General features: G+C 39.8%; 19 protein-coding genes and 1 pseudogene. 18 read left to right on the plus strand and 2 right to left on the minus strand.

Annotated elements, in window-relative coordinates; translation table 11 throughout:
• Positions 1-67: 67 nt before the first annotated feature.
• Both HUS24_RS15510 and HUS24_RS15515 read left to right on the plus strand, forming a co-directional pair.
• Positions 68-1,411 (plus strand): MFS transporter, encoded by a 1,344-nt coding sequence (locus HUS24_RS15510; protein WP_173912872.1) that lies wholly within the window; start codon positions 68-70, stop codon positions 1,409-1,411.
• 107 nt (positions 1,412-1,518) lie between these two features.
• Positions 1,519-2,229, plus strand: a pseudogene (locus HUS24_RS15515) (SDR family NAD(P)-dependent oxidoreductase).
• A 21-nt stretch (positions 2,230-2,250) separates the two neighbouring features.
• Here the strand turns inward: HUS24_RS15515 and pcaU are convergent.
• A complete protein-coding gene (gene pcaU, locus HUS24_RS15525) occupies positions 2,251-3,069 on the minus strand; it encodes an IclR family transcriptional regulator PcaU (RefSeq protein ID WP_173912875.1) in 819 nt (272 codons plus the stop codon).
• A gap of 299 nt (positions 3,070-3,368) precedes the next feature.
• On the opposite strand from pcaU, the gene HUS24_RS15530 reads away from it, so the two are divergent.
• The 10 genes from HUS24_RS15530 to HUS24_RS15575 all read left to right on the plus strand — a co-directional run bounded on the left by HUS24_RS15530 (position 3,369) and on the right by HUS24_RS15575 (position 13,015).
• Positions 3,369-4,040: a 3-oxoacid CoA-transferase subunit A gene (locus tag HUS24_RS15530; protein WP_173912876.1), complete on the plus strand. Its 672-nt coding sequence runs from the start codon at positions 3,369-3,371 to the stop codon at positions 4,038-4,040.
• A gap of 20 nt (positions 4,041-4,060) precedes the next feature.
• On the plus strand, positions 4,061-4,711 hold the full coding sequence (locus HUS24_RS15535; protein WP_173912877.1) for a 3-oxoacid CoA-transferase subunit B: 651 nt from the start codon (positions 4,061-4,063) through the stop codon (positions 4,709-4,711).
• Between the two features lie 121 nt (positions 4,712-4,832).
• Positions 4,833-6,035 carry a 3-oxoadipyl-CoA thiolase gene (pcaF, locus tag HUS24_RS15540; protein ID WP_173912878.1) on the plus strand — a complete coding sequence of 401 codons (1,203 nt, stop codon included), beginning with the start codon at positions 4,833-4,835 and terminating at the stop codon, positions 6,033-6,035.
• An 11-nt stretch (positions 6,036-6,046) separates the two neighbouring features.
• Positions 6,047-7,405: a 3-carboxy-cis,cis-muconate cycloisomerase gene (gene pcaB, locus HUS24_RS15545; protein WP_173912879.1), complete on the plus strand. Its 1,359-nt coding sequence runs from the start codon at positions 6,047-6,049 to the stop codon at positions 7,403-7,405.
• A complete protein-coding gene (gene pcaD, locus HUS24_RS15550; RefSeq protein ID WP_173912880.1) occupies positions 7,405-8,181 on the plus strand; it encodes a 3-oxoadipate enol-lactonase in 777 nt (258 codons plus the stop codon). The genes pcaB and pcaD overlap by 1 nt, the downstream gene beginning before the upstream one ends.
• Positions 8,182-8,226: 45 nt before the next feature.
• Positions 8,227-9,582, plus strand: a complete 1,356-nt coding sequence (locus tag HUS24_RS15555; RefSeq protein ID WP_173912881.1) for an MFS transporter — start codon at positions 8,227-8,229, stop codon at positions 9,580-9,582.
• A 10-nt stretch (positions 9,583-9,592) separates the two neighbouring features.
• Positions 9,593-9,982, plus strand: a complete 390-nt coding sequence (pcaC, locus tag HUS24_RS15560; RefSeq protein ID WP_173912882.1) for a 4-carboxymuconolactone decarboxylase — start codon at positions 9,593-9,595, stop codon at positions 9,980-9,982.
• Between the two features lie 34 nt (positions 9,983-10,016).
• Complete coding sequence (gene pcaH / locus HUS24_RS15565) at positions 10,017-10,742, plus strand: protocatechuate 3,4-dioxygenase subunit beta (RefSeq protein WP_173912998.1); 726 nt, start codon at positions 10,017-10,019, stop codon at positions 10,740-10,742.
• Between the two features lie 20 nt (positions 10,743-10,762).
• Positions 10,763-11,392 (plus strand): protocatechuate 3,4-dioxygenase subunit alpha, encoded by a 630-nt coding sequence (pcaG, locus tag HUS24_RS15570; RefSeq protein ID WP_173912883.1) that lies wholly within the window; start codon positions 10,763-10,765, stop codon positions 11,390-11,392.
• A 273-nt stretch (positions 11,393-11,665) separates the two neighbouring features.
• Entirely contained in the window at positions 11,666-13,015 is a 1,350-nt protein-coding gene (locus tag HUS24_RS15575; RefSeq protein ID WP_173912884.1) for a carbohydrate porin, read from the plus strand.
• Positions 13,016-13,107: 92 nt separating this feature from the next.
• On the opposite strand, the gene HUS24_RS15580 is transcribed toward HUS24_RS15575, so the two are convergent.
• Positions 13,108-13,878, minus strand: a complete 771-nt coding sequence (locus tag HUS24_RS15580) for an IclR family transcriptional regulator (protein ID WP_173912885.1) — start codon at positions 13,876-13,878, stop codon at positions 13,108-13,110.
• Positions 13,879-14,108: 230 nt separating this feature from the next.
• Here HUS24_RS15580 and HUS24_RS15585 point away from each other — a divergent pair, with 230 nt between their 5' ends.
• From HUS24_RS15585 to HUS24_RS15610, 6 genes are read left to right on the plus strand one after another with little or no spacing between them, the layout of a single operon-like run.
• Positions 14,109-15,464 carry an MFS transporter gene (locus tag HUS24_RS15585; protein WP_173912886.1) on the plus strand — a complete coding sequence of 452 codons (1,356 nt, stop codon included), beginning with the start codon at positions 14,109-14,111 and terminating at the stop codon, positions 15,462-15,464.
• Positions 15,465-15,503: 39 nt separating this feature from the next.
• Positions 15,504-16,319: a shikimate dehydrogenase gene (locus tag HUS24_RS15590; RefSeq protein ID WP_173912887.1), complete on the plus strand. Its 816-nt coding sequence runs from the start codon at positions 15,504-15,506 to the stop codon at positions 16,317-16,319.
• Positions 16,309-17,154: a sugar phosphate isomerase/epimerase gene (locus tag HUS24_RS15595; RefSeq protein WP_173912888.1), complete on the plus strand. Its 846-nt coding sequence runs from the start codon at positions 16,309-16,311 to the stop codon at positions 17,152-17,154. The genes HUS24_RS15590 and HUS24_RS15595 overlap by 11 nt, the downstream gene beginning before the upstream one ends.
• Positions 17,155-17,158: 4 nt before the next feature.
• On the plus strand, positions 17,159-18,931 hold the full coding sequence (locus HUS24_RS15600) for an FAD-dependent oxidoreductase (RefSeq protein WP_173912889.1): 1,773 nt from the start codon (positions 17,159-17,161) through the stop codon (positions 18,929-18,931).
• Between the two features lie 11 nt (positions 18,932-18,942).
• Positions 18,943-20,718 carry an FAD-dependent oxidoreductase gene (locus HUS24_RS15605; RefSeq protein ID WP_173912890.1) on the plus strand — a complete coding sequence of 592 codons (1,776 nt, stop codon included), beginning with the start codon at positions 18,943-18,945 and terminating at the stop codon, positions 20,716-20,718.
• Positions 20,715-21,332: an NIPSNAP family protein gene (locus tag HUS24_RS15610; RefSeq protein WP_173912891.1), complete on the plus strand. Its 618-nt coding sequence runs from the start codon at positions 20,715-20,717 to the stop codon at positions 21,330-21,332. Before HUS24_RS15605 ends, HUS24_RS15610 begins: the two co-directional genes overlap by 4 nt.
• Positions 21,333-21,363: the final 31 nt, after the last annotated feature.

Consider the following 21,363-nt stretch of genomic DNA (forward strand, 5'->3'; position numbering starts at 1 on the left):
TGTTTAGGAAACAGTGCTGTTATTGCAGTGCTGCGGGGGCTTCGTGCTTTTTTACAAGGAGAATGAAATGAGCACAAGTATGCAAAGGATGGATCTAAAGAAAATACTCAATGAAAATAAGGTTGGAGGTTTTCAAAAACTCATTTTATTTTTCTGTTTCGCCATCATAGCACTCGATGGTATTGATGTGGTGGTGATGGGATTAATTGCACCACAGATTATACAAGAGTGGGGCGTAACTGCACAGCAAATTGCACCTGTGCTCAGTGCGGCATTAGTGGGTTTAGCCGTTGGTGCTTTGGTTTCAGGGCCATTATCTGATAAGTTTGGACGTAAACCAGTCCTGATTTTAAGTTTGGTAGGCTTTGGTATTTTTACTTTATTGACTGCATTTTCAACCGATATTACACATTTGATCATTTATCGTTTTCTGACAGGATTAGGGGCAGGTGCTGCTGCACCCAATGCTGCAACCATGGCAGCAGAATATGCACCAGATCATCGTCGCTCATTTACGGTAAATACAGTCTATTGTGGTTTTTCTTTAGGCGCAGCAGCAGCGGGATTTTTGGCTGCATGGATGATTCCTGAGTTCGGTTGGCGCAGTATGCTGATTTTAGGTGGAATATTACCTTTAATTCTAGCACCATTTTTATATTGGAAAATGCCAGAATCAATTACATATTTGGTTAAAAAAGGCGGTTATCAAGACAAAATCCAATCTATATTGCATCAGTTGTACCCTAAACAAAATTTTGAAAATTATCAGTATTATTTAAATGAAGCATCAACTGAAAAAACGGGTTTAAAACTGATTCTTTCACGTGAATACTTATACGGTACGGCGATGCTATGGATTGCTTATTTCATGGCATTGTTCCTGATTTATTTATGCAGTAGTTGGTTACCAACCCTAATTAAAATGAATAGTTTTAGTATTTCTCAAGCGGCGATAGTCACTTCATTTTTCCAACTGGGTGGGCCTTTGGGTTGCATGATTTTAGGGTGGCTCATGGATAAGTATCGTCCACGATTAGTTCTTTTTCTTGCCATGCTGGTCGGTACATTTGCCACCTATGCCTTAGGTCATTTTAGTCAAGACTTTAACTTAATGTGTGTGATGGCATTAATTCTAGGTTTCACATTTAATGGTGGTTCAACAGGCTTAACTTCAGTCGCAATGGGATATTATCCAACTAGTGCACGTGCAACAGGCGCAACTTGGATGAACGGGATTGGGCGTTTAGGTGCGATTTTAAGTGCTTTTGCAGGCGCTGCGATGATCAATGCCAAAATTCCATTAGATACCATGTTTACTTTATTGATGATTCCTGCGTTTTTATCTGGTTTAGCGATTTTGCTACAATCACCAAGAAAGAAAATTTTAAATGTAAAAAGTGTAAATTATTAATATCTTATGAGCATCAAAGGTGCTGTTGATATTATTGAATCAATAACAATACCATCTAAATAAAGCAAGGAAGATGTATGCAATATCATTTTGAAAATAAAGTTGCCATGGTCACAGGTGCTGGCTCTGGTATCGGGCAAGCAGTCAGTATTTTGTTAGCAAAGCATGGCTGTAAGTTATGTTTAATTGATATTAATCAAGTCCAGTTGGATGAAACTGTAGGTTTAATCGGGTCACAAACTGATATTTTGATACAAGTGGGCGATGTTTCAAATATTGAGTTTATTCAGTCTTGTATTGAACAAATCGATCAAAAATTTTCAGATTTAGATTTTGTCTTTAACAATGCTGAAATTGCTAGTCCAGTCAAGAGCATTGCTGATTTATCTATTGCAACGTGGCATAAGCAAATGGATGTAAATTTGAATAGTATTTTTTATTGTCTACATTTTCAAATTCCATTAATGTTGAAAAATGGTGACAGCAGTATCGTCAATACCTCTTCTATTTTAGGGACTGTCGCTACCGAAAATCGAGCAGCATATATCACGGCAAAGCATGGCGTGACTGGATTAAGCAAAGCTGCGGCTTTGGACTATGCACAGCAGAATATTCGTGTGAATTCTATTCATCCCGGTTATGTTGAAACACCATTAATCCGTAATGTTCAGACCGAAGCAACACGTAGTAAGCATCCTATTTAAAGGTTGGGCACAGTGGATGAAGTTGCAAATTTGATGATCTTTTTGCTCTCAGAGCAGGCGTCATTTATAACAGGTACAAATTACGCAATTGATGGTGGATATACCACGCAATAATTAATTTTTGTCTTATAAAATTTAAATGACATTTCTTAAATCACGTGCAGTTTCTTGTAATAAAGGCAATATTTGCTGAATTAAATATTCTTTTGTCGTGCGCATAGTCGGTGAGACAATATTCAAAGCTGCAACGACATTGCCTTTAGGACCATAGATTGGAACTGCAAGTGCATGTACACCTAGCTCATGTTCTTCAGTTGAATAACACCAATCTTGTTCTTTAATTTGATCTAAAATTTTTAAAAACTCAGTGTTCTCGGTGCAACTGTATTTAGTTAAACGTTTGAGCGGGTATTTTTCTAACCACTGCTGTTGCTCTTCAACAGTTAAATGCGCCAATAAGATTTTACCCGCAGAGGTGGCATGTGCAGGTAGGCGATTACCCAAATGTAAACCATAAGGGTTGACCCGATCAGTTTGTTGATGTGCAGCACTTCGGGCAATCGTAATGGCTTCAAAACCGTCTAAAACCATAACCGAAAAAATAAGAGAAGTTTGTGTGGTGAGTAGGTTAAGCAAGGGTTGGCAAATTTTAGGGAGCTGTGAACCACTTAAATACGCTCCTGAAAATTTCAGAACTTTTGGTGCTAGATAATAATAATGTCCATCAAACTCTAGATAGCCTAGATATTCTAAAGTTAATAAATGACGTCTAGCTGCTGCACGTGTTAAGCCTGTTCTCTCTGCTGCAATACTAATATTTAAACGTTGTCGTTCTGAACCAAAACACTCTAATATCGCCATTCCTTTACTAATGCCTGCAATAAAGTCTTCATGTCGAATGATTTTCTTGTTGTCAGCATTTTGCAAAACTCTTTTTTCACTGTCTTTTTCCATGCAATGACCTATCTCAGTTTCATCTTTATTTACATGATTGTTCATGCTTTTAGATTAATTTAAAAATGTTTTATTTTAGTATGAAAATAGATTAAATGTTCGATAATCGAACTTATATTTTAATGATCGAACATTATTCATGGTTTTTAGTAGAACATAGTTCTAAAAAAATATAAAAATAGGACTATGGAATCTACACAAAAATGCTCGGGATTGAGTATAAGTTTAAATAGCTCTATTTAAGTAATATCCTGAGTTAAGTTTATTTTTTTGTTCAGTATAGCAAATGGAGTTGCCTAATGATTGATAAAAGTGCTACTTCCCTCAAGGAAGTTCTTTCACACATTAAAGACGGATCAACCGTCATGATTGGTGGATTTGGCACAGCAGGACAACCTGCAGAACTCATTGATGGCTTGATCGAGCTGGGCATCAAAGACCTTGTGATTGTCAATAATAACGCAGGTAATGGCGACTATGGTCTGGCTAAACTACTTAAATCAGGTGCTGTGCGTAAAATCATTTGTTCTTTCCCTCGTCAGTCTGACTCTTGGGTATTTGATGAACTTTACCGTGCGGGCAAAATCGAGCTAGAACTTGTACCTCAAGGTAACTTGGCTTGCCGTATCCAAGCTGCGGGCATGGGCTTAGGTCCAATCTACACACCTACAGGTTTTGGGACGTTGCTTGCTGAAGGCAAACCGACCTTAAACTATGAAGGTAAAGATTTCGTTTTAGAAAACCCAATCAAAGCAGACTTTGCCTTGATCAAAGCACAACAAGGTGATCGTTGGGGTAACCTCGTTTATCGTAAATCTGCACGTAACTTTGGTCCAATCATGGCGATGGCAGCAGACGTAACGATTGCACAAGTGTCTGAAGTTGTCGAGTTGGGTGCTTTAGATCCTGAACATATCATCACACCGGGTATTTTTGTACAACACGTTGTACAAGTAAAACCTGCTCAATAATTGGCTACGGAGAATTTAAAATGAGTTATACAAAATTAAGCCGTGATCAAATTGCTGAGCGTGTGGCACAAGACATTCCTGATGGTGCTTATGTCAACTTAGGCATTGGTTTACCGACTAAAATTTCAAGCTATTTACCAAGCGACAAAGACGTATTTTTACACTCTGAAAATGGTCTGTTGGCTTTTGGTCCACCGCCTGCTGAAGAAGATCGTGATCCTGAACTGATCAACGCAGGTAAAGAATTTGTGACTCTACTGGATGGCGGTGCTTTCTTCCATCACGGTGACTCTTTTGCCATGATGCGTGGTGGTCACTTAGACATCGCTGTTTTAGGTGCTTTCCAAATTGCTGAAAATGGTGATTTGGCAAACTGGCATACAGGCGCACCTGATGCAATTCCTGCAGTCGGTGGTGCAATGGACTTAGCCGTTGGTGCGAAAAAAGTATTTATCACGACTGATCACGTGACCAAAAAAGGCGAGCCGAAAATCGTGGCAGAGCTGACTTATCCTGCTACAGGTTTGAAATGTGTAGACCGTATTTACACTGACCTTTGCGTGATTGATGTGACTGCTGAAGGCATGAAAGTGATTGAAAAAGTGGAAGGTCTTTCATTTGAAGAATTGCAGTCCTTGACGGGTGCAACATTGATTGATGCAACTGCTTAATTAAAAGTCCCTCCTTTTTTAAAGGAGGGACTTAGGGAGGATTAATTTTAAAATTAACTTCCTCAAATCCCTCCCAACCTCCCTTTAAAAAAGGGAGGAGCTTTCTTCCAAGGATTTAAAAATGAAAAACGCATACATTATTGATGCCATCCGTACACCTTTCGGTCGCTATGCAGGTGGACTTGCACCTGTACGTACAGATGACTTAGGCGCATTGCCAATCAAAGCTTTAATTGGACGTAATCCATCTGTGGACTGGGAAAAAGTTGATGATGTGATTTATGGTTGTGCCAACCAAGCAGGTGAAGATAACCGTAACGTCGGTCGTATGTCTGCATTGTTGGCAGGTGTACCGTATCAAGTACCTGCAACTACAGTCAACCGTTTATGCGGTTCATCGCTGGATGCTGTGGCAATGGCAGCGCGTGCGATTAAAGCAGGTGAAGCCGATTTGATTATTGCAGGTGGTGTAGAAAGCATGTCACGTGCACCATTTGTGATGGGTAAATCCGAATCTGCTTATGGTCGTGCACAAAAACTTGAAGACACCACCATGGGTTGGCGTTTTATCAATCCAAAACTCAAAGAAATGTATGGTGTTGAAACCATGCCTCAAACTGCGGAAAACGTGGCTGAGCAATTCAACATTAACCGTGCAGATCAAGATCAATTCGCTTTGACCAGTCAACAACGTACTGCGGCTGCACAGGCAAAAGGTTTCTTTGACAAAGAAATTATTGCAGTGACCATTCCACAGCGCAAAGGCGATGCCATTGTTGTGGCAAAAGATGAACATCCTCGTGCTACAACTATTGAAGCGTTAACTAAGTTAAAACCTGTGGTGAAAGCTGAAGGTACAGTGACTGCGGGCAATGCTTCAGGCATTAACGATGGTGCAGCAGCATTGCTCATCGCTTCTGATGACGCTGTTGAAAAATATGGTTTAAAAGCCCGTGCCAAAGTGATTGGTGCAACAACAGTCGGTGTTGAACCTCGCATTATGGGCTTTGGTCCTGCACCTGCGATCAAAAAACTGCTTGCTCAAACAGGTTTAACACTTGAGCAAATGGATGTGATTGAACTGAATGAAGCTTTTGCAGCACAAGCACTGGCAGTCACCCGTGACCTAGGCATTGCCGATGGTTCAGAGAAAGTGAATCCAAATGGTGGTGCGATTGCTTTGGGTCATCCACTTGGTGCATCGGGTGCGCGTCTGGTGATCACAGCGCTGAATCAGCTTGAAGCAACAGGTGGTAAATATGCCCTGTGCTCAATGTGTATCGGTGTAGGTCAAGGCATTGCTTTGATTATTGAAAGAGTTTAAGGATCAGCAAAATGAGCCAGTTATTTGCAAGTTTGTTTTATCAAGCTGATGTCACTCAGATTTTTAGTGATCAGGCATTGATTCAATACATGATTAAGGCAGAAGTTGCTTTGGCACAGGCGGAAGCTGATGTTGGTGTCATTCCGCAAAGTGCCGCAAGCATTATTGCCCAAGTTGCTGAAGAGCAAGGCATACATGCGATTGATTTTGAAAGCTTGGCAACAGCAACTGCATTGGCTGGCAATATTGCAATTCCTTTTGTAAAGCAATTTACTGCTGCTGTAAAAAATGTCGATGAAGAAGCTTCTCGTTATGTACACTGGGGTGCAACCAGTCAAGATATCATTGATACTGCGACAATTTTACAAGCAAAAGATGCTTTATCTATCATTCAAATACAATTACAAAGTGCTCACGATGTTGCGGTTCATTTAGCAGAACAGTATCGCGATCAGGTCATGATTGGGCGTACATGGTTACAGCAAGGACTACCGATTACGTTAGGGCATAAAGCTGCACGTTGGGCGAGTAGTTTTCAGCGTGATTTAGAACGTTTAGAGCAAATAAAGTCTCGAGTACTCACTGTTCAATTGGGTGGTGCGGTTGGCTCTTTAGCATCTATTTTAGATCAAGGTTCGGCAGTTGTTGAGGCTTATGCACAACGACTTGATTTGTCTAAACCTGATTGCACTTGGCATGGTGAACGTGATCGTATATTGGATATTGCCCATTTTTTAGCAGTTGTTACAGGTAATACTGGAAAAATGGCACGTGATTGGTCACTCATGATGCAAACAGAAATTGCAGAAGTGTTTGAACCGACAGCTAAAGGACGTGGTGGCTCATCAACAATGCCACACAAGCGTAACCCAGTCGCGGCTGCATCCATTTTGGCAGCAGCAAATCGAGTACCTGCCTTAATGTCGAGTATGTACCAAAGTATGGTTCAGGAACATGAACGTAGCTTAGGTGCATGGCATGCAGAATGGCTTGCACTACCTGAAATTTTTCAGCTTTGTGCAGGTGCATTGCAGCGCACACATGAAGTATTACAAGGCTTAGAAGTTAATTCTGAAAATATGCAGCGTAATATTGAATGTACACAAGGTTTGATTATGGCGGAAGCGGTTACGATGGCTTTAGCCCCTAAAATGGGACGTCTAAATGCACATCATTTGGTCGAAGCTGCATGTAAAAAAGCGGTTGCTGAGAAATGTCATTTACAAGAGGTTGTGGCTGAAATTGCAGAGGTTCAGCAGTACTTTAATGCTGAACAATTGCAACAGATATTTAAACCTGAGTCTTATTTGGGAAATATTCAAGATCAAATCGAAGCTGTGCTGAAGCATGCCAAAGGAGAGGCAAAGTGATGAACAAGATTATTAATCGACAAGGAAAGGCTTTAGCAATTCAAGTTGATGGTTTAGATCATGCACCTGTGATTATTTTTTCGAACTCTTTAGGGACTGATCATCACATGTGGGATGAGCAAGCTGCTTATTTTAAAGAAAATTACAAAGTCGTTCGTTACGATACACGCGGTCATGGTCAAAGTGATGTAATTGAAAACTCTACTTTGGCAAATCTTGGCGAAGATGTACTGGATATTTTAGATGCCTTAAATATTGCAAAAGCACATTTTTGTGGCATCTCGATGGGGGGTATTACAGGTTTATGGCTTGGGATCAATGCTGCAGATCGTTTTGAAAGTATTACTGTGGCAAATTCTGCTGCCAAAATTGGACAGACAGAAGCATGGCTTACACGTGCAGACCAAGTCGAAAAACATGGCTTAGCTGATTTAGTTAAAACCACTCATACCCGTTGGTTCAGTAACCAATTCGATTATCAACATGATGCATTAGCGCAACGCACGATCCAAAGTTTGGCAGCAACATCCACCCAAGGTTATGCAGAGTCCTGTCGTGCATTGGCTTATGCCGATATGCGTGATGATTTAAGCCAAATAAGTACAGCGATGCTTGTCATATGTGGTGAAAAAGACCCAGTGACCACGATTCAAGATGGAGTGTTGATCCATTCACAAGTACAAAATGGACAATTGGCAACGATAGATGCATCACATTTATCGAATATTGAATGCCCGGAAGAATTTAGCCAGATATTTACCAAATTCATTTCGTAATTTCAAAAATAAAACTTAAATGGATTTAGCCTAAAGGAGATAGACGTGGCATCTCAGGAGAATACTGTCCTTAAAAAAGGGATAGATGCCCAAGCATTAATCAATAATGCACCCGTTTCTAAGTATCAATGGATGATCGCAATTGTTTGTTTTCTGATTGTTTTTGTGGATGGTATAGATACTGCTGCAATGGGGTTTATTGCACCAGCATTGGCACAAGATTGGGGGCTTGCAAAGTCTGAACTTGGACCTGTAATGAGTGCTGCTCTAGGCGGTATGATTTTCGGAGCATTATTTTCAGGACCTTTTGCGGATCGCTTTGGACGTAAGATCGTCCTGAGTATTTCTATGCTTGTTTTTGGTGGTTTTACTTTAGCTTGCGCATATTCAACAACTCTAGATCAGTTAGTGCTCTTTCGTTTTCTCACAGGAATTGGTTTAGGCGCAGCGATGCCAAATGCCACAACCTTATTTTCAGAATATTGTCCTGCCCGCATTCGCTCATTACTTGTGACTTGTATGTTTTGTGGCTACAACCTAGGAATGGCAGTCGGTGGTTTTCTAAGTAGTTGGCTTATACCAGCATTTGGATGGCATAGCCTATTTTTAGTGGGCGGTTGGGCACCACTTATTTTAATGGTGATGGTCGTATTTTGGTTGCCTGAATCTTATCGTTATCTAATTGTGAAAGGTGATATCACAGGAAAAGTCAAAAAGATTTTAAGCAAAATTGCGCCTGCTCAAGTCGCAAATGCTACTGAGTTTCATGTCCCTGAAGAAAAAAATGAAACTGCAAATAAAAAATTAGTAATCGGGATGCTCTTTTCAAAATCTTATGCCAAAGGCACAGTTTTGCTTTGGTTTACCTACTTTATGGGTTTAGTGATTATCTACTTGCTAACCAGTTGGTTACCAACATTAATGCGTGAAACTGGTGCAAGTATGGAACGTGCTGCGTTTATTGGCGGGCTTTTCCAATTTGGTGGGGTACTCAGTGCATTATTTATCGGTTGGGCAATGGATAAATTCAATCCAAACCGTGTGATTGCAGCTTTCTATTTTATGGCGGGTGTATTTGCTTTCATCGTGGGGCAGAGCCTAAACAATCCTATTCTGGTCGCTATCGTTATTTTGTGTGCAGGTATGGCAGCTAATGGTGCTCAAACAGCTATGCCAGTACTCAGCGCACGTTTTTATCCAACTCAATGTCGCGCAACAGGTGTTGCGTGGATGTCAGGTATTGGACGTTTTGGTGCTGTATTTGGTGCTTGGATCGGTGCAGTTTTACTTGGTAACCAATGGTCGTTCACAGCAGTTTTATCTTTATTACTTATTCCAGCCACTGCTGCGGCATTGGCAATATTAATTAAATCATTTGTTGCACATACAGATGCAACTTAAGAGGTGTTTTATGAATGATGAACAACGTTATGAGCAAGGTATTCATGTTCGTAGTGAAGTATTAGGCGAAAAACATGTGCAACGTTCTTTAGATCATTTAAATAATTTTAATGCAGATTTTCAAAATTTTATTAGTCGCTTTGCTTGGGGGGAAGTGTGGTCACGTCCGGGGATGCCACGTCACACACGTAGTTTAGTCACCATTGCGATTTTATTGGCATTAGGAAGAAACGATGAGTTACGTCTACATTTACGTGCATGTTTTAACAATGGTGTGACCAAAGACGATTTAAAAGAATTGTTTATCCATTCCTCACTTTATGCAGGACTGCCTGCGGCAAACGCAGCAATGCATATGGCAGAAGAAGTGTTTAAAGAACTTGGCTTAGATGCCGAGTAAAAAAAGCTCAGGAATTTATTTAAAGGAAAATATGATGTCTAAAATCATTTGGGGAGCATATGCTCAACGTAATACTGAAGACCATCCACCAGCATACACTGAAGGTTATAAAACCAGTGTGTTACGTTCGCCAAAAAATGCATTAATCGCCATCGGTGAAACGATTTCAGAAGTGACGTCACCGCGTTTTTCAGCAGAGCAGTTTGGTCCAAAAGACAATGATTTAATTTTAAATAGTGCGACAGATGGCTTACCGATTGGTGAGCGTATCATTGTGCATGGTTATGTGCGTGACCAGTTTGGTCGTCCTGTAAAAAATGCACTATTAGAGGTATGGCAAGCCAATGCTTCAGGTCGTTATCGCCATCCAAATGACCAATTTATTGGTTCTTTAGATCCAAATTTTGGTGGTTGTGGTCGTATGATGACAGATGAAAATGGTTTTTATATTTTCCGTACCATTAAACCCGGTCCATACCCTTGGCGTAACCGTATTAATGAATGGCGTCCTGCACATATCCATTTCTCTTTACTGGCGGATGGTTGGGCACAGCGTTTAATTTCACAGTTTTATTTTGAAGGTGATCCACTGATTGACAGTTGCCCGATTATTAAGACTATCCCTTCCGAAGACCAACGCCGTGCTTTGATTGCGATTGAAGACAAAAGCAATTTTATTGAAGCAGATAGTCGTTGTTATCGTTTCGATATCACATTACGTGGTCGTCGTAAAACCTATTTTGAAAATGAATTAGTTTAATAATAAAGGGAGTAAATGCTATGAACGGTTGGAATTTCCAAGAATTACATGAAACCCCATCGCAAACAGGTGGTCCATATGTGCATATTGGTTTATTGCCAAAACAAGCAGGGATCGAAACTTTTGACTACAACTTTAATAACGACTTGCTAAAAAATAATCCTGAAGGGCAACATATTCGTCTTGAAGGGCAAGTTTTTGACGGTCTTGGACTGCCATTACGTGATGTTTTATTGGAAATATGGCAAGCAGATGCCAATGGTGTCTATCCAAGTGATGCTGATTTTCAGGAAAAGCAGGAAGATGAAAATTTTCAAGGATGGGGACGTGCAGGTGCTGATTTTAAAACAGGAATTTGGCATTTTAATACTATAAAACCAGGCGCAGTTCCGGGGCGTAAAGGTTCAACCCAAGCACCGCATATTAACCTGATTATTTTCGCACGAGGTATTAACTTAGGCTTGAATACTCGTGTTTATTTTGAAGATGAAGCCGAAGCGAATGCCAAAGACCCAATTTTAAATGGAATCGAATGGGTACCACGTCGTCAAACCTTAATCGCTAAACGTAGCGAAGAAAACGGTGAAATTGTGTATCGCTTTGATATTTATATTCAAGGTGACAAAGAAACAGTTTTCTTTGATATTTAATGTGAATTTTACGAATTTTATCCAGTTCAATAGAGGTGTAATAGACAGCGTATTTACGTTGTCTATCCCTATGTTTGAGTCAAATAAATGGAATATTTTTCTGTAGAACGTATCTTAAAATTTGCAATTTAAACATTCTAAAATTTAAAACGCATGAAAATATTAATGTTAAATCGGGTACTTAAATATTCGGTTAAGGGGTTTTTCACGCTTAAAAATCCATAAATATTAAATTATTCATGAAATCATCACACGATGCTTAAGGAAAAGCAGATGAAACTTAGTTCAATTAATAAACTCACAATCTTAAGCTTAGGCTTATCTTTATCTCAATTGTCATTGGCAAATACACCTTTGTCACAAGGCCGACAATGGCTATTAGGCGATTGGAATGGTGAGCGCCAAAGTTTAGAAGAAAAAGGTTATAAATTTAACCTTGGCTTTCAAAGTGAAAGTGCAACCAATCTCGATGGTGGTTATAACGATGATCGAGAAATGTTACATGCCTATCAACTGACTTTAGCTTCACTATTTGATTTCGAAAAAATTGCAGGTTGGAAAAATACACAAGCCAGTGTCATGATCACCAAACGTGATGGGCAGGGCTTATCCGCAGAGAGAATCTCTGATCCACGTGCTGCACAATTTAGTAATGTGCAAGAAATCTATGGTCGTGGTCAATCTTGGCGTTTAACACAAGCTTGGATCAAGTCTGGTTTTTTAGAAAATACTTTGCAATTTAAAATTGGGCGAATGGGCTTATCCGAAGATTTCAATGCATCACATTGCGAGTTCCAAAACTTGATGTTATGTGGCGGACAGCTAGGTAAAACGGTAGGAAATATTTGGTATAACGGACCTGTGTCACAGTGGGGGACCAATATGAGATATCAATTCTTACCAGAATGGTCTATAGCAGCAGGGATTTATGAAATGAATCCTGAAAATACCTTTGAAGATCGTGGTTTTAACTTAGGAATAGATGATGCCGAAGGGGGATTGATTCCTGTTGAGCTAGTATGGAAACCTAAGCTGGCGATGTTTAATGGTTTGGCAGGTGAATATAAAGTAGGTGCATTTTATGCAACTGCTGATGCGACAGATGTAAAAAGTAATCCGCAAGGACAGATCGCAGTTGCTGCCGCTGACCGTAAAATTCATCATTATAAACAAAGTGTTTGGTTAAATGCACAACAACAACTGACTGCACATGAAAATGACAGCAAACGTGGTTTATATGCATCGGCAAACTTTACATGGAATGACAAAGCCACAACTACGGTTGAATCATCTCAACAGTTAGCATTTTGGTACAAAGGCATAGGTGATGCCAGACCAAATGATAGTATCGGTTTAGGCTTTGCACGTTTTGATGTCAATGATCGTGTTCGAGATCGCCAACAGTATAATAATGATTTAAATAATTTTACTGCTGTAGATTATAGTAATCCAATGTATAACCCGATTCAAAATGATGAATTAAATATTGAACTTAACTATAGTTTCAACTGGTCCCCAGCGATTATGTTACGCCCAAATCTTCAATATGTTCATCAAGCAGGCGGTGTTAAACAAGTGGATGATGCTTGGGTATTCGGTTTGACTACACGTTTTAATTTCTAATATTTTTCGGATTTTAAATAAAAGCGATCTGATTCATTTTATTGAATATAGATCGCTTTTTATTGCTGACATTAAAAATGTCTAACCTACTGTTAGCGATGTGCCAAATGAATAATTTGACCAATTTTATCAGCGGTTTCTAACAAAGCAGGAGCAAGTTCTTCGACACGTTGTTCATTTAAGCGTACAGAAGGTCCTGCAATACTGACTGTGCCAAAAGGAATGCCAGTATGAGGATTGACAATAACTTTAGCCATCGCTGTCATACCTAGTTCATAGGTATCCTGAATTAAGCCATATCCTCGATCTTTAGAGGCTTGAACCAAAACTTTAAGTTCATCTAAGTTTTTGGGTGTATTAGGGCCAAATAATTTTGCTTTTTCAAAACCTTCACGTTCCACAAGGCGTAAAAAATCTGATTTGTTTAGGGCTGAAAGATAGCTTAAGCCGCAAGAAGAAGCAGGTAAATAAGCAACATTTCCTGAGTCAGGATCATACTTTAAACCTGATTTTGAACCTTGGGCTTTGGCGATCCAAATAATATTTTCATTTTCAATCATTCCCAAACGAACAAGTTCGGCTGATTCTTCAGCCAGTTGATTTAAAAAGGGCTGAAAAGTCTCAGTAATTGAACGTGAAGACAAATACGTTAGCCCCATCGAAGCTATTTTTAGGGTTAATTTATAATGTTGGGTCAGTTCATCCTGATAGATATACCCCATGTCTTTCATAGACGTTAATAAACGATGCATCGCTGACTTTGGAATATCTAAATCAGTTGAAAGTTGGCTTAAAGCGCATCCATTTACATTTTTTAATAAGGCTTCCAGCACAGTCAAAGTGCGATCATTGTTACTCAGCATAAAAAATCCAAATTAATTACTAATAATTTTCTGGAACAGTGTTCCAAAAATCTAAAAAACAGATTATATTACATCTTCGATTCTATCCTAAATGATTTTGAGATAAATCAGATGATTCAAAATGAAAAATTTAGAACGATATTGTTCATGTAATTTTTGAATCGAATTTAAATCTTAATTTATGCATGGAAAAGCATAAAAATATTGGTGAGCGCTAAGGGAGCAAGTGTATGCCTCAACAGGTAGATTTAAGAGAATTTCTAGATGAAAATAGAATTTCTCCCTTACAAAAATTTATTATTTTTATTTGTTTAATGATTGTTGTCGTTGACGGTATTGATATTTCGATTATGGGCTTTGTTGCACCCGTCATTAAAAGTGAATGGGGCATTAGTACAACCGCTTTAGCACCTGTGATGAGTGCCGCGTTAGTAGGCTTAGCCTTAGGTGCTGTAATTTCAGGACCACTTGCAGACAAATTTGGTCGTAAAAAACTATTGATTGTAAATCTCCTTGGATTTGGCTTTTTTACGTTGATCGCCGCTGTATCAACCAATGTAAATGAGTTGATGATCTTTCGTTTTATTGCAGGTTTATTTATGGGTGGCGTGATGCCACAGGCTGTGACGCTTACGACTGACTACTCGCCTATGCGTGTTAATGCCCGAATGGTTACTCTAATTTTAAGTGGTTTTACGTTTGGTGCAGCGCTCGGTGGATTTTTGGCAGCATGGGTGATTCCACATTATAACTGGCATGCCATGATGATTATTGGTGGAATATTACCTTTAATTTTAGCTGTGGTCGTTGCGATAAAATTGCCTGAATCGATTGGATTTAAAGTTTTAAAGCAACATCCTAAAGTTGAAATTGATGCGATTATTCATAAAATTGCACCAAATTTTGATACCAGTGATAAAGTTTTTGTGTTACCTCAGCCTAAAACCAAATCGGTTGATAACCCAGTCAAAACCATTTTAAGTCCATTTTATTTTTTAGGTAGTTTCTTGTTGTGGTGGACCTATGCTTCAGGCTTATTTGTTGTGTATCTATTGGGCAGTTGGTTGCCGATGATGTCACACGAATTTGGTTTTAGCATTAGTGAAGCTTCTATTATTACTGCAATTTATCAACTCGGTGGACCACTTGGGTGTTATGCATGTGGTTATTTGATGGATAAAATTAATCCACATATCGGTTTAGTGATGTGTTTCTTGATCGCCATTGGTTTCATGTTATTTGTTGGTGAAGTTGGACATAATTTCTATTTATACAGCACGATGTGTTTCTTCATTGGAATGTGGATGAATGGTGCAAACTCAGGCATTAATGGCTTATCCAGTGCATTTTATCCAGTCTTTGCACGTGCTACAGGTAATAGTTGGATGCATGGTATTGGCCGCTTAGGTGCAGTAGCAAGTGCTTTTGCGGGTGCTTATTTCCTCAACCAAGGTTGGGCAGCAAGCAAAATATTTATAGTGCTCTGTATTCCTACAGCAGGGATGGTCATTGCTTTATTACTAATGAAGATTATTTATTCTCCTCAACGTATGCAACAGCGTAATTTAGATAGCGCTAAAGTTTGATTCAAATTTAACCCACTAATTTTTAAAGGATATTGAATTATGAGTATTCAATTGAACGGATCAACTCGTCTTTATTTTGTGGTTGGACATCCAATTAAACAAGTGAAATCACCCGAAGGTGTGACATTGGAACTGATTGGCAAAGGTTTAAATGCCATTGTGCCACCTGCAGATGTGCACCCAAACCATTTCCCAGCGTTTATTGAAAACACCAAAAACATGCTGAATACCGATGGTTTGATTGTGACCGTACCACACAAAATCATAGCGTTGCAGTGTTGTGACCAAGTCACTGAACGTGCCAAATTTATAGGCGCAGTCAATACCATTCGCCGTTGTGATGCAGGTTGGGAAGGTGACATGCTGGATGGTACAGGCATGGTACAGGCGATTAAATTAAAAAATATTCAATTGGAAAATAAACGTGCCATTTTGGCAGGGGCTGGCGGTGCAGGCAAAGCAATTGCCTATGAACTTTTGCTTGCAGGTGTGTCAGAACTTGCGATTTTCGATGTAGATGTGACACGTCAACAACAGCTAGTGGAACATTTAAATACCTTGGGTAAAGGCAAAGTACTTACGCATGATAATGACCCTACAGGCTTTGATGTCATCGTAAATGCAACCCCTATGGGGATGAATGGTGATCCATCTGCAGCATTCCAGCTCGATAAATTAAGCGCTGAAATGTCCGTTGCTGATGTAGTAACAAGCCCTGAAAAAACACCATTTGTGTCTAAAGCATTGGAACTGGGGTGTACTGCAGTCAAAGGCACTGACATGTTTGTGCAAGTACGTGATCTGATGGTGAATTTTCTACTTGAGCATCAAGGGGAAAACGACAATGCTGCATGAAAATAAATCACGTCAATATTCGCTTTCTTTTTTGACTGTTGCAGATGTATCACCCGTTGAAGCAGTGAACATTGCCGCTACATGTGGCTATGCAAAAGTTGGTTTACGACTTTTACCTGCTGCACCAAATGAAGCTGAGTATCCAATCCTAACTGACCATAAGTTACTGGCAGAAACACAAGCAGCGTTGAAAGATACAGGCGTTGAAGTTGCAGACGTGGAGATCGTCCGCATTACGCCTGAGTTTGAACCTAAACAATATTTACGATTTTTAGATGTTGCTCAGCAGTTAAATGCCAAACACATTTTGGTGGCGGGGAATGACCATGAACAACAACGTTTAATTCAAAATTATGCGCTGTTTTGTGAATTGAGTAAAAAATATGGTTTGAGTTGTGATCTTGAGTTTATGCCTTGGACTGCTGTGAAAAACTTGAGACAGGCTGATCATATTGTCGAACAGTCAGGTCAGGATAATGCTGCCGTTTTGATTGATTCATTACATTTTGATCGTTCTGACTCTAGTTTGGAACAGGTTAAAGTTTTACCTATTCAACGTATGAACTATGTACAGCTATGTGATGGTTTAGCGGGGTATGATCCTAGTGATGAAGGTTTGATCAAAATTGCACGTTCTAATCGACTGGTTCCGGGTCAAGGTGAGATAGATTTACTTTCGCTCATTCGTGCATTACCAAAAAATATCACTTTAGCAGCTGAAGTGCCAAATGAAACACTTGCAAAACGACCTGCAATGCAGCGTGCTCAAATCAATTTGCAAGCGATTCAACAATTGGTTGCGCAGACTGAACAAGTAGATGCTGTTACGGAGTAATCTTATGAACGCTTCAGCACAACACGAGTTCCATAGCACGACTGAAAAAATCTACCAACAACTTGAATGTGATGTTTTGGTGATTGGTTCAGGCGCAGGCGGACTTTCTACCGCAGTGACCGCGGCAGTTCAAGGTTTAGATGTGGTTGTTGCAGAAAAAGCAACGGTTTTTGGCGGTACAACGGCGGTATCTGGTGGTTGGCTATGGATTCCGAATACACCACATGCACAGCGTGCAGGACAGGCAGAACCGATTGAAAGACCAAAACAATATCTAAAGAATGTATTGGGTGATAAATATGATGAGGCTCGAATTCATCAATATTTAACAAAAGCTCCTGAAATGGTTGATTTCTTTGAAAAATCAAGCGCTGTTCAATTTAATGCAAGTGCGTTAGTCCCTGACTTTTTTGATATAGAGGGTTCTCGTGTTGGTTGGCGTTCTATCGTTGCAGCACCATTTGATGGACGAGAGTTAGGTGAAAATTTACATTTGTTGAAACCTGCAATTCCTGAAACCACCGTTTGGGGCATGGGGATTGCATCTGGTGCAGACATGAAGCATTTCATTAATACATTTCGTGCGGTGTCTTCATTTTTCTATGCCACCAAACGTGTGCTACGCCATTTTATAGATCTGTTATTCCGACATCGCTCAACCCAAATTGTCAATGGAAATGCCTTAGTTGCAAGACTCTTAAAATCTGCGCTTGATCAGAAAGTTAGATTGCTTCCCAGTCATGCAGCACAACAATTGATCTATGAAAATGGGCGTGTCGTCGGGGCAATTTTTAAAACGCCACAAGGGTTAATCAGGATTTTAGCCAAACATGGTGTGGTTTTGGCAACAGGTGGTTTTCCACATGATGAAACACGTAAACAGCAATTGTTTGAACATGTTGCACTGGGTACACCACACTTTTCTGCTGCACCAGAAACCAATACAGGTGATGGCTTAAAACTCGCAGAAGCGGTGGGTGCAGAAGTCGATAAAACTTTAGCTTGGTCTGGTGCGTGGGCACCTGTTTCCTTGATACCACGTTTGGACGGGACTTTAGGACGTTTTCCACATTTGGTGGAACGTGGGAAACCAGGCTTAATCGCAGTTCTCAAAAATGGCAAGCGCTTTACCAATGAAGGTGAGTCTTATCCATTATTCATTAAAGATTTATTTAGACATACAGCGAAAGGTGATTTAGCACGTTGCTGGTTGATTTGTGATCATAAGTTTATTCGTCGTTATGGTTTGGGTGCGGTGAAACCATTCCCAATTTCAATGCAACCTTGGATTGAGAATGGTTATTTAAAGCAAGCATACAGTTTGCAAGAACTTGCGCAGCAATGTGGTTTAGATGCTGTTCAGTTTAAAGATACAGTTACACACTACAACATTCATGCACAACAAGGACAAGATCCAGATTTTCAGCGAGGTTCAACTCCTTATCAAAAAGCCCAAGGCGATGCAGATCATCAACCTAATCCATGTGTTGCACCGATTGAAAAAGGGCCATTTTATGCTGTGGAAATTGTTCCGGGTAGCCTAGGTACTTTTGCAGGCTTAGTCACAGATGATGATGCGCGTGTATTAGATCAACAGCACCATTTACCTATTACAGGTTTATATGCCGTCGGTAATGACATGAACAGCATCATGGGCGGGCAATATCCAAGTGGGGGCATTACTTTAGGACCTGCCATGACCTTTGGTTATATCGCTGCGAATCATTTAGTCAAACAAGCACGTCTTAGTAAATCTACAGCGAAGCAAAAAAAATAGGATATTTAAACATGGAACAACAGGTTGATTTATTGGTCATTGGGGCAGGTGCAGCAGGGATGTCTGCTGCATTATTTGCCAAAATGAATGGCTTGAATGTATTGCTATGTGAAAAAGCAGAGCAGGTAGGCGGCACAACGGCCACTTCTGGTGGAACAATTTGGGCACCGGGCTCACATTTAAGTGTTAAAGCAGGTGTACCAGATGATATTGAACAAGCTCGTATTTTTCTAAAATCAGTTGTTGGAGAACGTGGGGGCGAAGCAATGCGTGATGCCTTTTTAGACTCTTCTCCAAAAATGATTCGTGATTTGGATGAAAAAACCACTGTAAAGCTAAATGCTTGTTTGGCACACCCAGACTATGTGAAAAATCAACCGGGGGAGGCTTTTGGCGGTCGTGCCTTAGCACCTGCTGAGTTTGATGGCAGTCTGTTAGGTTCAGATTTTAAATATGTACGTCCACCTCGTCCTGAGTTTATGGGTTTAGGTGGCATGATGGTGAATCGTAATGAATTGAATGCCTTGTTGAACCCATTTTCATCAGGTACAAATTTCATGACAACGATGAAAGTCGTGCTGCCTTATTTTTTATCACGTTTGCGCTATCCACGTGGTACGCGTTTAGTGATGGGAAATGCTTTAGTTGGCAGTTTATTTTACAACTTAAAACAACAGCATGTTCCTGTTTGGTTAGATGCACCACTACAAAGCTTGATTTATGAAAATGGCAAAGTTATCGGTGCAAAAATCAACAGAAACAATCAAGAGATTATTGTAAAAGCAGCTAAAGGCGTAGTTTTAGCAACAGGTGGGGTGGGTTGGAATGCCAAATTACGTGAGAAATTATTTCCGAAAGGTTTGACTTCAGACTCGCTTTCACCCACTTCTAATACAGGAGATGGTTTAAGTCTTGCTCATCGTGTTGGCGCAAAAATAGATCAATCCGTAGACAGTAGTGTGCTGTATTTTCCATGTTCAATCCATACACATAAGAATGGTTATAAAGCGATTTGGCCACACATTATTCTAGACCGTGGTAAACCTGGCGTGATCGCAGTCAATGCCGATGGTAAACGTTTTGTCAATGAGTCTGATTCTTATCATGATTTTTGTATGGCACAAATCCAATCCAATCAAGGCAAAGAAAAAATAGTTTCTTATTTAATCTGCGATGAAACAGCCATTCAAAAATATGGATTAGGCTTTGTACTACCAGGTGCAAAAAAACTCAATTATTTTTTACGTGAAAAATATTTATTTTCAGCCAATACACTAGAAGATCTTGCCAACAAAGTGGGGATTCAAGCAACAGCATTGAATCAAACTGTTCAGCACTTTAATCAATTGGTTGAACAAGGTGAAGATCGTGATTTTGGTAAAGGTTCAGGGGTAATGAATCGCTTTAATGGCGATCCTGACGTTACACCAAATCCATGTCTAGGCAAATTACTCAAAGCGCCATTTTATGCCTTACCTGTGATTCCTATGGATTGTGCAAGTAGTGGTGGTTTAGCAGGTGACGAGTTTGGTCGTGTACTTGATGAGAATAATCAAGTGATTCAGGGCTTATTTGCTTGTGGCAATGATTTATCTTCGATTTTTAAAGGGACATATCCTGGACCAGGCACCACACTTGGACCAGGCATGGTGTTTGCGTGGCGAATTGCGCAATTTGCTGCGGGCAAGCTAAAAGACCATTCAAACAATCATTCCCATGAAAAATTACTTGAAAAAACACATTTATCTATTTTTCAAAACTCAACTCAGGAGCAAAAAACCGCATGAAACTTTATGAATTAATCAATATCACGATCAAAATGGGTACAGCGGCAAGCGTTGCCAATGGTATACAAGCTTTTCATGCAGAGGCTGAAGCAAAAGCAAAATTACTCGGTGTATGGTTTTCTGATATTGGTCAATTAAATCGAGTGGTTGTGTTGCGTAGCTTTGACTCACAAGCAGATCAAGATGCGGGTGATGCCTATTTAGCGACACAAGAAAATGTGTTTAATTCAAGTGAAAATATCATTCAATATTCAGTTGAACATTTTGCAGGTTTTAACTTTTTGCCAGAAGTCGAATTGGGTGAATTCGGTCCTGTTTATGAAATTCGAACTTATGAATTAAAACATGGCGGTATTCCACATGTATTAGAAGCATGGAAAAATGCTGTACCAATACGTACACAATATTCAAAACTTACAGTTGCGATGTATTCGCTAGACGGTCATCCTCGCATTGTCAGTATTTGGCCGTACGCGTCGTTGAATGAACGATCAGAAATTCGTGCAAAATCAGTTGCTGATGGTATTTGGCCACCTAAAGGTGGACCACAATGGTTAACTCATGAAATGCAGTCAATAATTGCATTACCAACAGCGGTTTCCCTACTAAAATAATCTTTAAACATATGAAAAAGGAAAGCTGGTT

The sequence above is a fragment of the Acinetobacter sp. Marseille-Q1618 genome (genome assembly GCF_902809855.1).
Classification (GTDB): Bacteria; Pseudomonadota; Gammaproteobacteria; order Pseudomonadales; family Moraxellaceae; genus Acinetobacter.